General features: G+C 66.5%; 16 protein-coding genes and 2 pseudogenes. 5 read left to right on the top strand and 13 right to left on the bottom strand.

The window, feature by feature from the left end; genetic code table 11:
* Nucleotides 1–64: 64 nt before the first annotated feature.
* Nucleotides 65–441, bottom strand: a pseudogene (locus tag QZM67_RS10210) (hypothetical protein); the annotation flags it as partial.
* A 482-nt stretch (nucleotides 442–923) separates the two neighbouring features.
* Between QZM67_RS10210 and QZM67_RS10205 the strand changes: the two are divergent.
* Nucleotides 924–1,688, top strand: a complete 765-nt coding sequence (locus tag QZM67_RS10205) for an SDR family oxidoreductase (RefSeq protein WP_301802417.1) — start codon at nucleotides 924–926, stop codon at nucleotides 1,686–1,688.
* Nucleotides 1,689–1,709: 21 nt separating this feature from the next.
* Here QZM67_RS10205 and QZM67_RS10200 read toward each other — a convergent pair whose 3' ends face one another.
* The 3 genes from QZM67_RS10200 to QZM67_RS10190 are packed head-to-tail and all read right to left on the bottom strand — an operon-like array spanning nucleotide 1,710 to nucleotide 4,143.
* Nucleotides 1,710–2,417, bottom strand: coding sequence for an MOSC domain-containing protein (locus tag QZM67_RS10200; RefSeq protein WP_301802415.1), 708 nt, complete (start codon nucleotides 2,415–2,417; stop codon nucleotides 1,710–1,712).
* Entirely contained in the window at nucleotides 2,414–3,310 is an 897-nt protein-coding gene (locus QZM67_RS10195) for a dihydrodipicolinate synthase family protein (RefSeq protein WP_301802413.1), read from the bottom strand. Before QZM67_RS10195 ends, QZM67_RS10200 begins: the two co-directional genes overlap by 4 nt.
* A gap of 50 nt (nucleotides 3,311–3,360) precedes the next feature.
* Complete coding sequence (locus QZM67_RS10190) at nucleotides 3,361–4,143, bottom strand: aldolase (RefSeq protein ID WP_301802411.1); 783 nt, start codon at nucleotides 4,141–4,143, stop codon at nucleotides 3,361–3,363.
* 134 nt (nucleotides 4,144–4,277) lie between these two features.
* On the opposite strand from QZM67_RS10190, the gene QZM67_RS10185 reads away from it, so the two are divergent.
* Together QZM67_RS10185 and hutC are read left to right on the top strand one after the other, a co-directional pair.
* Nucleotides 4,278–4,820, top strand: a complete 543-nt coding sequence (locus QZM67_RS10185; protein ID WP_301802409.1) for a helix-turn-helix domain-containing protein — start codon at nucleotides 4,278–4,280, stop codon at nucleotides 4,818–4,820.
* Between the two features lie 30 nt (nucleotides 4,821–4,850).
* Entirely contained in the window at nucleotides 4,851–5,588 is a 738-nt protein-coding gene (gene hutC, locus QZM67_RS10180) for a histidine utilization repressor (protein WP_122948313.1), read from the top strand.
* Between the two features lie 79 nt (nucleotides 5,589–5,667).
* Here the strand turns inward: hutC and QZM67_RS10175 are convergent, their stop codons facing one another.
* The 3 genes and pseudogenes from QZM67_RS10175 to QZM67_RS10165 form a co-directional block, all read right to left on the bottom strand.
* Nucleotides 5,668–6,516 carry a phytanoyl-CoA dioxygenase family protein gene (locus tag QZM67_RS10175; RefSeq protein WP_011353689.1) on the bottom strand — a complete coding sequence of 283 codons (849 nt, stop codon included), beginning with the start codon at nucleotides 6,514–6,516 and terminating at the stop codon, nucleotides 5,668–5,670.
* Between the two features lie 31 nt (nucleotides 6,517–6,547).
* Nucleotides 6,548–7,351, bottom strand: coding sequence for an ABC transporter substrate-binding protein (locus tag QZM67_RS10170; protein WP_301802408.1), 804 nt, complete (start codon nucleotides 7,349–7,351; stop codon nucleotides 6,548–6,550).
* 509 nt (nucleotides 7,352–7,860) lie between these two features.
* Nucleotides 7,861–7,953, bottom strand: a pseudogene (locus QZM67_RS10165) (transposase); the annotation flags it as partial.
* A gap of 110 nt (nucleotides 7,954–8,063) precedes the next feature.
* On the opposite strand from QZM67_RS10165, the gene QZM67_RS10160 reads away from it, so the two are divergent.
* Nucleotides 8,064–9,266 carry a transposase gene (locus tag QZM67_RS10160; RefSeq protein ID WP_301802407.1) on the top strand — a complete coding sequence of 401 codons (1,203 nt, stop codon included), beginning with the start codon at nucleotides 8,064–8,066 and terminating at the stop codon, nucleotides 9,264–9,266.
* Between the two features lie 42 nt (nucleotides 9,267–9,308).
* Here the strand turns inward: QZM67_RS10160 and QZM67_RS10155 are convergent, their stop codons facing one another.
* The 3 genes from QZM67_RS10155 to QZM67_RS10145 form a co-directional block, all read right to left on the bottom strand.
* On the bottom strand, nucleotides 9,309–9,719 hold the full coding sequence (locus QZM67_RS10155) for a PIN domain-containing protein (RefSeq protein WP_301802405.1): 411 nt from the start codon (nucleotides 9,717–9,719) through the stop codon (nucleotides 9,309–9,311).
* On the bottom strand, nucleotides 9,716–9,961 hold the full coding sequence (locus QZM67_RS10150) for an AbrB/MazE/SpoVT family DNA-binding domain-containing protein (RefSeq protein ID WP_301802402.1): 246 nt from the start codon (nucleotides 9,959–9,961) through the stop codon (nucleotides 9,716–9,718). Before QZM67_RS10150 ends, QZM67_RS10155 begins: the two co-directional genes overlap by 4 nt.
* Before the next feature lie 75 nt (nucleotides 9,962–10,036).
* Entirely contained in the window at nucleotides 10,037–10,711 is a 675-nt protein-coding gene (locus QZM67_RS10145; RefSeq protein WP_301802399.1) for an ankyrin repeat domain-containing protein, read from the bottom strand.
* Between the two features lie 185 nt (nucleotides 10,712–10,896).
* On the opposite strand from QZM67_RS10145, the gene QZM67_RS10140 reads away from it, so the two are divergent.
* Nucleotides 10,897–11,757: a LysR family transcriptional regulator gene (locus tag QZM67_RS10140; protein ID WP_122948315.1), complete on the top strand. Its 861-nt coding sequence runs from the start codon at nucleotides 10,897–10,899 to the stop codon at nucleotides 11,755–11,757.
* A 100-nt stretch (nucleotides 11,758–11,857) separates the two neighbouring features.
* On the opposite strand, the gene QZM67_RS10135 is transcribed toward QZM67_RS10140, so the two are convergent.
* The 3 genes from QZM67_RS10135 to QZM67_RS10125 form a co-directional block, all read right to left on the bottom strand.
* Nucleotides 11,858–12,331: a nuclear transport factor 2 family protein gene (locus tag QZM67_RS10135; RefSeq protein WP_175023765.1), complete on the bottom strand. Its 474-nt coding sequence runs from the start codon at nucleotides 12,329–12,331 to the stop codon at nucleotides 11,858–11,860.
* A 67-nt stretch (nucleotides 12,332–12,398) separates the two neighbouring features.
* Nucleotides 12,399–13,583 (bottom strand): amidohydrolase family protein, encoded by a 1,185-nt coding sequence (locus tag QZM67_RS10130; RefSeq protein WP_301802390.1) that lies wholly within the window; start codon nucleotides 13,581–13,583, stop codon nucleotides 12,399–12,401.
* Between the two features lie 85 nt (nucleotides 13,584–13,668).
* Nucleotides 13,669–14,868 carry an amidohydrolase family protein gene (locus QZM67_RS10125; RefSeq protein ID WP_301802387.1) on the bottom strand — a complete coding sequence of 400 codons (1,200 nt, stop codon included), beginning with the start codon at nucleotides 14,866–14,868 and terminating at the stop codon, nucleotides 13,669–13,671.
* Between the last annotated feature and the right edge of the window lie 207 nt (nucleotides 14,869–15,075).

The raw sequence follows: 15,075 nt of genomic DNA, 5'->3' as shown, positions 1-15,075 counted from the left end.
CGCAACAGCAACCCCGACGGTAAAAGCGTGCGCCGCGAGCGGCGAGAACTCCGACCGAAGGAATTTAAGCACGATTCGCCAACGTGCGCGTTGTTGCCCAGGGGATTAAACATGCATACCTAGAGCGTGTTATGCACTTTTCATCGATCCCGGCGTCCAAGGGAAATGGAAAAACGCAGCCCCTACCTAAGAGTCGCTGACACAAGTCATCAACGAAGCGAGAACAGATGATGACAGCGGCAAGGGCAAGGGAAAGCAACGCAACATGAATGTCGAGACGACGCTCGAATTGAATGCGCAGTTTGCTAGGGCATTGCGGGGCTGGCCATTCAGGCCCGACACTGCGGGAATGGCATCGAGTGTGGATTCGAATGCCATCGAATCATGCCGGTTGGCACCCGTGACCGTGACGGCCAGCGGAATGCCTCGCGCATCTACGACGGCGTCTTGCCATTCTCCAAGCATATGGCCTCGATGCTCAGGCATCCAGGTTGTGTTAGCAACACTAAACCATTCCAGGCTCCCGTCAGACAGGATCGTGACAAAACGAATTCTCGTATGCCAGCAGTCAAATTCGAGGGGATTGCGTCTGACGACGGTGATACCGGGGCGGTCGGTATGGCATTGAAGAGAGGCTTATCAAGCCCTTAATCTTCCGCCCTCCAGTCCCCGGCTTGCCGCCGAGCTTCTCCCGCAAGCTGACATCGGTGACCACCATCCCATGATCGACGCCCCCGCCCCCGGCCGCGTTTGCACGACGCGCAGGCGGGCGCTACGATATGCGTCACCCTGGCGTCCGCGGCGCCACCCGACCACCTTCGCACGCCACACCACGCATCGCCCGTCCCGCCCGCCATGCCGCCGCGCATGCGCGCCGCGTGTCGACGCGGCTATCCGTTCACCCCTTCGAACCGCTCACCGCCATGACCGCCTCCTCTTCCGCCCCGCACGTGCGCGCCATCGTCACCGGACACACACGCGGCCTCGGCGCGTCGCTCGCCGAACAACTGCTGCTGGAAGGTACCGCCGTGCTCGGCGTGTCGCGCAGCCGTCATCCGTCGCTCGCGTCGCAAGCCGGCGACCGCTTCGCCGAAATCGAACTCGACCTGTCCGACACGCAGGCCGTCGCGGCCTGGCTGGCCGGCGACGCGCTGCGCCGCTTCGTCGACGGCGCATCGATCGTGCTGCTGTTCAACAACGCAGGCATCGTCGATCCGATCGGCCCGCTCGCCGCGCAGGATCCGGCGATCGTCGCGCGCGCCGTCGGCGTGAACGTCGCGGCGCCGCTGATGCTGTCGGCCGCGCTCGCGCAGGCGGCATCGGCCACGACCGAATGCCGGATCCTGCACGTGTCGAGCGGCGCGGCACGCAACGCGTACGCCGGCTGGAGCATCTATTGCGCGACCAAGGCCGCGCTCGATCACCATGCGCGTGCGGTCGCCCTCGACGCGAACCCCGCAGTGCGGATCTGCAGCGTCGCGCCGGGCGTCGTCGATACGGGCATGCAGGCGACGATCCGCTCGACCAGCGAAGACAACTTCCCGATGCGCGAGAAATTCGACCAGCTGAAATCGAGCGGCGCGCTCGCGACGCCCGAGGCAGCCGCGCGACAGTTGATCGGCTATGCGCTGAGCGATGCGTTCGGCTCGGTGCCGACCGCCGACGTGCGGGAACTGCCGAGCCACTAAGTTACGCGGCCACGCGGCCCGTCAACGTCCTTCGAGCCGCTTCGTCCAGTCTTCGACCTGCCGCTCCGTCCGGCGCTTGTCGAGCATCTTGCGCCAGCCGGGCGGCAGGTTCGGCACATCGCACAACGCGTCGAGTGCGGCCATGTCGAGCGTGCGCCGGTACAGCACGTCGAGCACGGCCGACAGCGGCCATTGCGGGTAGTCGCGCCGATGCAGCGCCAGCACGTCGCCCGGCGCCACCCAGCCTTCCTGCAGCACACGGTAGTACCAGCCGGTTCGGCCGCTTTGCTGCACGAGCGCGGCCATCCTCGGATGATCGAAACGCGCATTGAGCTTCCAGCACGGCTGTCGCGACTGCGACACCTGAAGCACCGCGCCGCCCAGCGTGAACACATCGCCGAGACACACATCGTGCTCGGTCACGCCGTGCGTCGACAGGTTCTCGCCGAACGCACCCGGTCGCGCGAGCACGTCGCGCGTGCCGATCTGCGCGGACCACCACGCATAGTGATCGTGCGCATAGTGGTGGACCGCCTTGTCGGGGCCGCCGTGATGCCGCGCATCGGCCTGCTCGTCGCCGGCGAAGCCGAGCGTGCCCAGCCACAGGCGCGAGCCGACCGCGTGCTTGTCGATCGCGCTGGCGTGCGGCGTGCCGGCCAGCGGCCGGCTCGTACCGACCCGCACCGCGCCGATGGCGGCCGAGATCGTCGGCCGTGCTGCATCGCTCATGTCGTCACGCCGTCCGGCAGTGCCGCGAGCAGGCGTTCGAGCTCGCCCGTGCGCGCGTCGCCGAGCGGCATCAGCGGCTTCCTCGGTTCGCCCGCATCGAAGCCGCGCAAGCGCAACCCGGCCTTCACGGTCACCGGCAACCCGCCGTTGACGATGAACTGCAGCAGCGGCAACTGCGCATGAAAAACCGTCCTGGCGCGCGCGAGGTCGCCCGCGCGCATCGCGTCGAACAGCGCCAGCGGCAACGCCGCATTCAGGTTCGGCGCGGCCGTGCACCATCCGGCCGCACCCGCCGCGAGCGCGGCAAGCGCCATCGGATTGCTGCCGTTATAGAACGGGATCGCGCCGTCGCTCAGTTGAGCAAGCCGGTGCATCCGCCCGATGTCGCCCGTACTCTCCTTCACCATTGTCACGTTGTCGACGGTTCGGCAGATCGTCGCGATCAGGTCGGGCGACATGTCGACGCCGCTCGTCGCCGGGTTGTTGTACAGCATGATCGGGATGCCGATGGCAGCACCGATCGCGCGATAGTGCGCAACGATCTCGTCGTTGCCGAGCTTCCAGTACGACACCGGCAGCACCATCACCGCATCGGCGCCGGCCTGTTCGGCGAAGCGGGCGCGGCGCACCGCGCCCGCCGTGGTGAGATCGGAAATGCCGACGACGGTTGGCACGCGCCGGCGCACCGCGCGAATCGACGCGGTAGCGACCGCCTCCCATTCGGCGTCGGACAGGTACGCACTTTCGCCGGTACTGCCCAACGGCGCGACCGCGTGGACGCCGTCGGCAATCAGGCGGTCGATCAGCGCATCGAGCGCTTTCAGGTCGACATCGCCGTCCGTGGCGAACGGCGTAACCGGGTAGGCAATGATGCCTTTCAACAAGATGGACACGATTTGTATTCCTCAGTGATGGTCTGACACGACGGCGACGAATCGCCCGCTCATGCGACGCAGTCTTGATGCGTGCGCAATGCCCGGCGCGCGTAATAGTCGAACGTCACCGCATCGCGCTTCGGCTTCGAAATCCAGTCGTGCGCTTCGCGCGCCAGCGCCGGCGGCACCGGCTTGATCTCGCCGGCCGACATCGCGAGCAGTTGCAGCTTCGCAGCCCGCTCGATCAGCAGCGCGAGGATGCAGGCCTCCTCGATCGTCTTGCCGACCACGAGCTGGCCGTGATGCGACAGCAGGATCGCGCGCTTGCTGCCCAGCGCCTTCGAAATGATCTCGCCCTCCTCGTTGCCGACCGGCACGCCGGGCCAGTCTTTCAGGAACGCGCAATCGTCGTACAGCGGGCAGGTATCCATGTGCGACACGACGAGCGGCTGCTCGAGCATCGACAGCGCCGCGACGTGCGCCGGATGCGTATGGATGATGCAGTTGACGTCCGGGCGCTCGCGGTAGATCCACGTATGGAACCGGTTGGCCGGATTCGGGATGCCTTCGCCGCCGACGACGTCGAGATCCTCGTTGACGCGCAGCAGGTTCGCGGCCGAGATCTCGTCGAAGCCGAGCCCGAGCCGCTGCGTGTAGTACGTGCCGGCATCGCCCGCGCGGCAGGTGATCTGCCCGGCCAGGCCCGAATCGTGACCGGCGTCGAACAAAATCCGGCACGTAAGCGCGAGCTTCTGCTGCGCGGACCAGCCGCTGTCGCCCACCGCGTTCTCCAGCCGCCGCTCCGCCAGCGCGACCAGCGCGTCCTTCGTCAAATTCAGCGTTTCCGCCATGTTTGCCTCCTGAATGGATCGGGTTTGCCGCGCCGTCCGCGGCCGTTTCCCCGGCGTTGCGTGACACACGATACACCACAGGACACTTCGTGTCATGCGTTACAATCGGTTTTTCGAAGGACACCTGGCGCCCCATGACGATTCGCCTGAAGCTGCTCAGAAAACAGAAGGGCTGGACGCTCGACGTGCTGGCCGACGAGACGGGCCTCACCAAGAGCTACCTGTCGAAAGTCGAGCGCGGCCTGAGCGTGCCGTCGATCGCGGTCGCGCTGAAGCTGTCGAAGGCACTGAATGTCGATGTCGAGCAGTTGTTCTCGGAAAGCCACAACCGCGAGCTGATCACGGTCACGCGCGCCGGCGAGCGCACGGCGATGGGTGCGGCGGCCGACAGCCACGCGCACCGCTTCGAGAGCATCGCGGCCGGCGTCGCGCCGAAGAAGATGCTGCCGTTCATCGTGCATCCGCCGCAAGAATTCGTTGCATCGACGCTCCGCGAGCACGAAGGCGAGGAACTCCTGTTCGTGCACAAGGGGCGCGTCGAAATCGAATTTCCGAACGAGACGGTGCAACTCAAGGCCGGCGATTCAGTCTATTTCAACGCACTCATCCCGCACCGCACGCGCAGCCTCGGCACCGCGCAGGCGGAGATCCTGGTCGTCGTCAGTCACGACGACTAGCATCGTCACCTCTTCGCGCAAGGATCCCCGATGGTCACGAAGGCCACCGCACCGTTCCAGCAGATCAAGACGCTCGTTCGCCAGAACGTCGAATCGGGCGACTGGCGCCCCGGCGACCGCATTCCGTCCGAGCTCGATCTCGCCGCGCAGTTCGGCGTCGCGCGCATGACGGTCAACCGCGCGCTGCGCGAGCTGACCGAGGAAGGCGTGCTGAAGCGCATCGCGGGCGTCGGCACCTTCGTCGCCGAAGTGAAGCCGCAGTCGAACCTGCTGATGATCGCGCACATCCGCGACGAAATCCGCGCGCGCGGCCACGAATATCGCTGCCGCGTGCTGAGCCGGTCGAGCGAACCCGCGTCGTTCGACGTCGCGGCCGCGTTCGGCCTGCCGGTCAACACGCCGGTCTTTCATGTGGTGTGCGTGCACGAGGAAAACGGCCGCCCGATCCAGCTCGAGGACCGCTACGTGAACCCGGCCGCCGCACCCGGTTTCATCGACCAGGATTTCCAGGTCGAGCCGCCGTCCGAGTACCTGTACAACAACGTGTCGCACTACGAACTGGAGATCGAGCACGTGGTCGATGCGTCGCTGCCGACCGGCGAACAGGCACAGCTGCTCGACATGCGCGCCGACGAGCCGTGCCTCACGCTCACGCGCCGCACCTGGACGAACGGGCTGCCCGTCACGTTCGTGCACTTCCTGCATCCGGGCAACCGCTACCGGCTCGGTTCGCGCTTCAAGCCGGGCGCCGGACGCCACCCGACCTGATCCTTCGTTCATGCACACAAGCGCGGCGGCCGTTTCGTCAGGAAACGGCCGCCGCGTCCGTCATCCACACCCAGCAACGTCAGATCGCGCCGGCCTGCCCCGCGCCACGCGACCACACGACCGGAAACAGCGGGTGATCGAGCGGCGCGCCGTCGGGCAGCTGCTCCGCGAGCCCGGGGAAATCGGGCGACGTCTTCCAGCGGCGCGGCGCGTGACGGATATCGTCGCCGACGAAGCGGATCGAGAACGCGCGGCGGCGGTTCTGCGTACCGCCCGACGCATGCAGCGTGAGCATCCGGAAGCACACCATGTCGCCGGGCTCCAGCGCCCAATGGCGGATCGGAAACGCCGCACGGTCGCCTTCGATATCGGGCAAGTCGGCCAGGCTGCCTTCCGGGAACCACTTCGCTTCCTTGTCCATGAACGTGCGCGGCATCAGCCACGGCCCGAGATGCGAGCCTGCGACGAATTCCAGCGTCGATTCGAGCGGCACCGGATCGACCGGAATCCACATGCTGACGTTGTCGTCGCCTTCGATGTTGTAGTACGGCTGGTCCTGGTGCCACGGCGTGCGCTGCCGCGTGCCGGGTTCCTTCACGAGCAGGTGGTCGTGATGCAGCCGCACGTTGTCGGTGCCCATCAGCGCGGCGGCCACCGACGGCGCCGGCGAGCGCACGATGAAGTCGCGATAGGCGTCGTTGTGCTGCCAGTTGCAGAAATCCTCGAAGAACCAGCCCGGATCGTCAGGCCGGCTCGCGACTTTCGCGCGCTCGCTCGGCTGTGCGAGATTCGTGTCGATACCGGCGCGCAGCGCGGCGACTTCGTCGGGCGAGAAGATGCCCTTGATGCAGACCGCCCCTTCCTCGCGGAACGCGGCGATCAGTTCGGGCGTCACGGCTTGCGCGACGCGGTCCTGGATGCTCGTCATGGTGTGCCTGTCGATTGAATGAATCACGGAATCACGGTGCCGAAGTCAGCTGCTGCTTCGCGCCGTAGATGTCGAAGTCGAAGTATTTCGCGGCGATCTTCTGGTACGTGCCGTTCGCGCGGATCGCGACGATCGCGTCGTTCAGCCGCTTCTTCATCGCGTCGTCGCCCTTGCGCACGCCCATCGCGACGCCGTAGCCGGTGATCCGCACGTCGGTCACGTCGGGGCCCGCGAACGCGTAGCCCTTGCCGCGCGGTGTCTTCAGGAACGAGTAGCCGGCCTGCGTCTTGTCCTGGAAGGTCGCGTCGAGGCGGCCGTTGACGAGATCCTGGTACACCTGGTCCTGATTCTGGTACGAGACGATCGTCACGCCCTTGGTCGCCCATTCGGCCTTCGCGTACGTCTCCTGCGTCGTGCCCTGGTCGATCCCGATGCGCTTGCCCGCGAGCGACGCGGCGGTCGGCAGCAGCTTCGAGCCGACCGGCGCGACGAGCGCGCCCGGCGACGCATACAGCTTGTTCGAGAAGTCGATCTGCTTGAGCCGCTCGTCGGTGGCCGTCATCGCGGACATGATCACGTCGAACTTGCGCGCGCGCAGCGCCGGAATCATCCCGTCGAAGCCCTGCTCGACCCACACGCACTTCGCATGCAGTTGCTCGCAGATCGCATTGCGCAGGTCGATGTCGAAGCCGGCGAGCGAGCCGTCGGCCTGCTTCGCCTCGAACGGCGGATACGTGGGGTCGATGCCCCAGCGGATCGTCGACGTGTCCTGTGCGAACGACACGAGCGGCGCGAACGCCAGCGCGGTAACGAGGAGCATTGCAGTGCGGTTCATGGCGTGTCCTAGAAAGTCTCGACGCGGCGGGCAAGCGCCGGCGTCCGGTGGGAGCGTTGCGCCGGAACGCCCGGCGCGGTGCGCGAAAGACAGGGACTTCGATGAAACTGTGACGCAGTCTAGACCGCTCAATTTTTGAGCGCAAGCGGGGGAAACGGGGGCGAAGCGAACCGAGGGCAAACAGGGATCGGAGTGGCAGGACGGAGCTCGGCCTACAGCGCGAATGGGGTGATTTTCGGGTGTTTACCCTGTGCAACGCACGCTCGCCACGGAGTGTCCTATTCGGATATCCGTGGAGTGGTGACGTCTATACGAATGATCGACGCGAAGGTGTGCCCGGTACCGGATTGACGTTGCGACCTATACCACCTGGCAGACCGCCCGGCGCGGTCGTCGCGTGTTGCGCCTTTTCGACTTGGGCCACGACTACTTGATCTGAATGCGCGTCAAACCTCGTCCTTCAGGACGGGGAGGGATAGCGCGGACGCCGTAGGCGTCCTTTCCGGCGGCTAGTGGGGCGTTTTCTGTTGGTCGATGTATTTGCGGACGATTTCAACAGGCGCGCCGCCACAACTTCCGGCAGAGTAAGACAGAGACCACAGCGCGTCGCCTCACAACTTTTTACGAATGCTCGAGTAGTACTTGAAAGACGTAATAGCGACCACGTCGAATGGCTTGACTCTCTCTTGTGGGCCAGACATACAATCGTCCGATGCGACGACTCCAGGCCTTCAAGTTCGAACTGATGCCGAACGGCGAGCAGCAGCGCGATATGCGCCGCTTCGCCGGATCGTGCCGGTTCGTCTACAACAAGGCACTGGCGTTGCAGAAGGAGAACTACGAGGCGGGCGGCAAGTTCATTGGCTACGTCGCGATGGCCAAGCATCTGACGGAGTGGCGTAACGGAGGCGAAACGCCATGGCTCAAGGACGCACCCGTTCACCCGTTGCAACAGGCTCTCAAGGACATGGAGCGGGCCTACAAGAACTTCTTCGCCAAGCGAGCGGCGTTTCCGAAGTTCAAGAAGCGCGGTCAGCGCGACAGTTTTCGCTACCCGGACCCCAAGCAATTCAAGCTCGACCAACCCAATAGGCGCATTTTCCTGCCCAAGCTCGGCTGGATGAGGCTGAGGCTGTCGCGTCCCGTGCTGGGCGAACTGCGCAACGCAACGGTCAGCTTCAACGCGGGCAAGTGGTGTGTCTCGATCCAGACCGAGCGCGAGGTCGAGCAGCCGGTGCCCGAAGCCACCAGCGTGATCGGCATCGATGTTGGCATTGCCCGCGTCGCCACGATGAGCGACGGCACGTTTCTCACACCGCTCAACAGTTTCAAGAAACATGAGGCTCGTCTGCGTCGATGCCAACGTGCGATGAGCCGCAAGGTCAAGTTCGGCAATAACTGGAAAAAAGCCAAGGCCAGAGTCCAGCGTATCCATACGCGCATCGGCAATGCTCGCCGCGACTACCTGCACAAGGCCACGACCACGATCAGCAAAAACCACGCGATGGTGTGTCTCGAGGACTTGCAGGTTCGGAATATGTCCAGGTCGGCGGCAGGCAGCACAGATGCGCCTGGCAAGAACGTTCGGGCCAAGTCCGATCTGAATAAGGCCATCCTCGACCAAGGGTGGTTCGAGTTCAGGCGGCAGTTGGAATATAAGCTGGCCTGGAACGGCGGCTGGCTCGTGGCGGTTCCGCCCGCGAATACAAGTCGGACGTGTCCAGCATGTGGATACGTGAGTGCGGACAACCGGGCCACGCAGGAAAAATTCGCCTGTGTCGAATGCAGTTACGAGGAGAACGCCGATGTCGTCGGCGCGCTGAACATTCTGGCGCGGGGACACCGCGTTGCAGCCTGTGGAGAGACGGTGCAGTCGGGCCGCTCAATGAAGCAGGAACCCGCCGAGGCGATCTGAGATAAGCATTGTCGTTTCAGACGCGGTAGGAATCCCCCGTCTTCAGGCGGGGGAGGATGTCAACAACTGCATCCCGGCGACCTTCGAGGCCGTCACGTCGAATGTAGCCGTATATTCGCACTCGGCTGCAAACCCCGAGCGCTCGATCAGGCAGTCCGGGAAGTCCGCCTTCGCGGACGCCGCGAAAACACGAAGCGCCTTTCGCACCGTATCGGCACCTTCAACCACGAGTTCCTTCGTGCCGATCATCGAGTCGACGATGTCCTTCATCTGCTCGCGCTCGACACCGTAGCAGCGCCCGAGCACCCTCGCGACCTCGACCAGGGCGACCTGTGAGACATACCCCGGCCGCTCGGCCGGCAGGGGCTCCATCAGCGCCGTCGCCCTCTTCGATTGCACGACATCATCCTGAGCGAAGTAGCGGACCAGCACGTTCGTATCCAGTCCGATCATCGCCCGGATGTTTCCTGCTCGGCGATGGCCCGATTCATGTCCTCGATCGACACCGGTTTCGCGGGCTTCTTCACGATGCCTTTGAGCGACGCAAGCGAGCGCGTGGCCGGAAGGACTTCATACCGACCGGTTGCCTCGTTGAAGCTGACTTCGATCCGGTCGCCAGACCGCAAACCAAGCTGATTGCGCACGTCCACGGGGATCGTGACCTGGCCCTTCGAAGTGATCGTTGCTGCCGTCATGATGGCACCTCCTCGACTCCTTACTTTACGGTAAGGCAAATGACAAAATAAGGGTCGTGCCGCCGCCGCTAAACCCTACCGCGCCCCAGCCGCCGCCAACACACGCTCGATCGCCCCATATCCGCGCCGCCGCGCATGCTGCAGCGGCGTCTCGCCGTTGGAATCGGCCAGATCGACGTTCGCGTGTCCGTCCACGAGCAGTTGCACGATCCGCACATACCGCTCGCTGCCGTCGCCGAGCATGATCGCCTCCAGCAGCGCGGTCCAGCCGAGCCGGTTCACATGGTCGACGTTCACGCCCGCATCGATCAGCGTGCGCACCGTATCGACATGGCCGCGCTCCGCCGCCGGAATCAGCGCGGTGCCGCGATAGCGGTTCGTGCTGCGCAAATCGGCGCCATGCGCGAGCGTCGTTCTCAGGATGTCGAGATAGCCGCGCGCACCGGCATACAGGTACGGGCTGTCCTGGATCGCATCCTTCGCGTTGACGTCCGCGCCCGCATCGACCAGCACGCGCGCCGCATCGACGTGATTGCCGTGCGTCGCGATCAGCAGCGCCGTGCGGCCCTGCCCGTCGCGTGAATCGATCTGCGCGCCGCGCTCCAGCAGCGTGCGCACGTCACCCGCATCGCCGCGATCGGCCGCGCTGCGCAGCCGGCCCTCCAGCGCGCCGCCGTCCGCGGCGGCCACCGCCGACGTGAGCGTGGTCAACGCGAACGAGCCGACGATCGCGAGCCGTTTGAAAAACATCCCGTTTCCTCCTTGCGTGCCGCGCACGCCGATGCGCGGCCGATGCCATGCGTCAGGCGCCCCGGTGGCGCCGCGCGACGCCGCACCAAGTCCGGCGAAACCGCGATTGCCCGCGGCGTCCAGCCATGTTAAAAGTCGTCGCACGCATTTGAAAATGAAATGTTCGAATCCACAGAAGTGCAGAAATGAATAGACCCCTGTTCGACCTCGACCTGCTGCGCGCGCTCGTGATGGTCGCCGACTGCGGCAGCTTCACGACGGCGTCCGCGCGCCTGCATTCGACGCAGTCGACGGTCAGCCAGAAGGTGCGCCGGCTCGAGGAAATCGCCGGGCACCGCCTGCTCGACCGCGGCACGCGCGACGTGCGGCCAACCGATGCGGGCGTGACGGTGCTCAGCTACGCGCGGCGCATGATCGCGCTGAACGACGAAATGCTGGAGGCGCTGTCGGGCACCACGGTCGCGCTGACGATCCGGCTCGGCGTGCCCGACGATTTCGCGGCAGGCCGCACGACGCATGCGCTCGCGGCGTTCAACCGCGAGCATCCGCAGGTCAAACTCGAAGTGATGTGCGGGCTGAGCCGCGACATCAGCGCGGCATACGACCGGGGTGAACTCGACCTCGTGCTGATCAAGCAGCGGCGCGACAGCCGCGAGGCCGTCGTGCGCTGGCCCGAGAAGCTGCGCTGGATCGACAGCGCGCAGCATCCGTCGATCGATCTCGACCCGGTGCCGATCGTCGTGTTCCCGCCGCGCGGGCTCTATCGCGACGACATGATCAAGGCGATCGAGGAGCGCGGCCGCCGTTGGCGGATCAGCTTCACGACGTCGAGCCTGAGCGGCATCCAGGCCGCCGTCGCGGACGGGCTCGGCATCAGCGTGCTGCCGGCGCGCGTGGTGACGGACGAGCACGTCGTGCTGACCGCGAAGCAGGGTTTCGCACCGATCGAGCACATGGACATCGCGATCCTGCATCGGCCCACGGCCGACCCGATGGTCAGCGAACTGACGAAGTCGCTCGCGACGATGCTGGAACTCGAGGAGTAGCAAGAAAGCCGGATGCGGCGGCAATGTGAAGGACGCCGCCGCCGCGCCGGCACGGCCTATGCAATGAGATCCCGGGGCGCGTCGACACGCCCGGTACCCGTCAGAACATCGTGTTCCCGTTCGCGGCCTGCTCGGGTACGGGTTGATTGACGTCCCAGTGCTCGACGATCTTGCCGTTCTCGAGCCGGAAGATGTCCATGATCGCGCTGCCGCGCGTGCCGGGTTCGCGCACCGCGTGCACGTGCAGGATCACGTAGTCGCCATCGACGAACGAGCGTTTGATCTCGCTGTGCGACTGCGGATATTTGTCGCGCAGGAATGCGACGAACTTGCGGAAACCGTCGCGGCCGTCAGCCGCGTTCGGGTTGTGCTGCACGTAGCGATCGCCGACGTACGCGAGCGCGGCGTCCGCATCTTTCTCGTTCAGGCCTTTTTCGTAGAACGCGAGCACCGTCCGCCGGTTGGCTTCCTGCTGCGCGTCGGTCGGGCCGGCCGCCGCCGCATGCGCGGCCGTCACGGCGAACAGGGCCGCCGCCATCCATCGTGCGGCCCGTGCCGCTGTCGTGCGTCTCATCGTCGTCTCCCGGGATATCCGGCTAAAAACCGGATCATACCGGGGCGACGCCGCGCCGAGGCGTCACTCAGACCAGCGCGCCGTTGCGCGCAACGATCTTCCCTGACGACACGACGAGCCGACGCACCGGCCGCGCGACGACGGCCTCGGCGAACGTCAGCGCGTCGACCAGCACGACGTCCGCGCGGCTGCCCGGCCGCAGCCCGTAATCGCCGAAGCCGCAGCCGCGCGCCGCGCCGTGCGTCACGCAGTCGAGCGCGACTTCGAGCGCATCGTCGCGGCGGAAATCGTTGCGCATGCCGATCAGCATCGCGCGTTCGAGCATGTCGGGCGACCCGTACGGCGTCCACGTATCGCGCACGCCATCGTTGCCGCCGATGACCGTCACGCCCGCCGCGCGGCACGCGGCCACCGGCGGCACGGGCACCGCCGCGGGCGCGGTCGTGACGAGCCCGACGCCGAGCTCGGCCATCCGCGCCAGCAGCGCATCGCGCTCGCGTTCGGCGATATCGCCGAGACAGAACCCGTGGCTGATCGTCACCTTGCCCTGCATGCCGTGCGCGGCCGTGCGCTGCAGGATCAGGTCGAGCGAGTACGCGCCCATCGATCCGCGCTCGTGCAGGTGAAGGTCGAGCCCGCGGCCGTGGCGCTCGGCGATCGCGAACAGCACGTCCACCGCCTCGACCGGATCGCCCTCGATCGCGCACGGGTCGAGCCCGCCGAGCAGATCGGCGCCGGCGGCGAGCGCGTCGGACAGCAGTGCGTCGGTGCCCGGCCGCTTGAGCACGCCCGATTGCGGAAACGCGACGATCTGGATTTCAACTTGCCCGCGCAGCGTCTCGCGCGTCGCGAGCACACCGTGCAGATGCCGCAGCCCGGCATCGGTATCGATGTCGACGTGGGTACGGATACGCGTCGTGCCGGCCGCGAGAAACGCGCGCGCCAGCGCGAGCGACGCGACGCCCGCGTCATGGCCGCTCGTCGCGCGATAGTGGCGTTCGTTCTCGATCCGGTCGACGAGACGCGGCCCGACCTGGTTGCGGTACCACGGCATCCCCCAGTGCGTCTTGTCGAGGTGCGTGTGGCCTTCGACGAGGCCCGGCAGCGCAAGCGCGCCCGCGCCGTCCTCGATCGCGCAGCCGGCGGGCGCGTCTAGCGACGGGCCAACGCGCGCGATGCGATCGCCTTCGATCAGGATGTCGAGCGCGGCGTCGGCGCTCGGGCGGACGTTGCGGATCAGCAGGTTCGTCATGTCGGTTCCGGTGTGGTCGGTCAGTGCAATCAGTGCAGTCAATGCGAACGGGGCACGGCGCGGGCCGTGCCGCCGCTTAGGTCGGTCAGCGCGTGAAGCGCAGCGCGGGGGCGAACGGTGCGCCCGTGTCGCTTTCGCCACGGCGGAACACCCAGCGCTCGGCCGGCACGCCCGCGACGGCCGCCGCCGCGTTCGGCGCACGCACCGCGACGAACGTCGCATCGCAGCCGACCGCGATTCCATAGTTATCCTTGCCGATCACGCGCGCGCCGGCGTGCGTCGCCATGTCGAGCGCGATGCCGAGCGCTGCGTCGGTGTAGAAGCCCGACCGATAGCCGACCATCATCGCGCGCTGCAGCATGTCGCCGTTGCCGTACGGCCACCATGCGTCACGGATGTTGTCGTTGCCTGCGAACACGTGCACGCCTGCGTCGCGCAGCGCCTGCACCGGCGGAAACGCGCAGTCGCCCGGCGCGTTCGTCAGGATCGACACGCCGGCTTCGGCCAGCGCCGCCGCGGTGCGCTGCACGTCGTCATCGCTCACCTGGCCAAGCGCATACGCGTGGCTCACGTTCACGCGGCCGCGGAGCCCCGCCGCGCGCGTGCGCGCCGCGATCCGCAGCAGCTGCGCGATACCCGTTTCGCCCGGCTCGTGCAGGTGGATGTCGATCTTCGCGCCGCGCTTCTCCGCGATGCCGAACACGATGTCGAGCTGGCCGTCCGCATCGCCGTCGAGCGTCGTCGGGTCGATCCCGCCGACCACGTCCGCGCCTTCGCGCACGGCTGCATCGAGGATCTCGGCGGTGCCCGGGCACGTGACGACGCCGGCCTGCGGAAACGCGACGAGTTCGATATCGACAATCCCGCGCCATTGCTCGCGCGCGGCCATCACGGCCTGCAGGTTCGACAGGCCCGTCGTCGCATCGACGTCGACGTGGCTGCGCATCGCGACCGTGCCGAATGCGGCGGCCTGCGCGATCAGCGCATTGGCACGCTCGACGATCGGCGGCGCCGCCGCGAGCTGGCGCTTTTCGACCGCGAGCCGCTCGCGCAGCGAGCCGACGGATTCGTGCGGCACCCAGCGATCGCCGACGAAGCTCTTGTCGAGGTGGATGTGGCCGTCGACGAAGCCGGGCAGCACGACGCGGCCATCGAGGTCGATCGTTTCCGCGCCGGGCGCGGCGGTGCAATCGGCGCCGATCGCGGTAAAGCGGCCGTCACGGACGACGAGGTTGATGGGCTGGCCGCCGGTGTCGACGGCGTTGATGAAGAGACGTTCGGTCATGGCTCGGAATGTGGGGCGGTCGCGGCGCGACGCCGGCGCGGACAGGGGAAGGCACCGCAGCCGGCACGGCGCGACCGTTGGCAGGGAATCCGGCCACGATATCGGACGCCACCGCCCGAGGCCAATTAAATGTCGCGATGCCGCGCATTCGATTTCGCGATGCGCGGCGCGCGCGGCCGCCGGCCCCGGCACGGCGATGGGGCGGGA

The organism is Burkholderia sp. AU45251, from assembly GCF_030482905.1.
Classification (GTDB): domain Bacteria; phylum Pseudomonadota; class Gammaproteobacteria; order Burkholderiales; family Burkholderiaceae; genus Burkholderia; species Burkholderia aenigmatica.
This window is presented reverse-complemented; position numbering and strand designations above follow the sequence as displayed.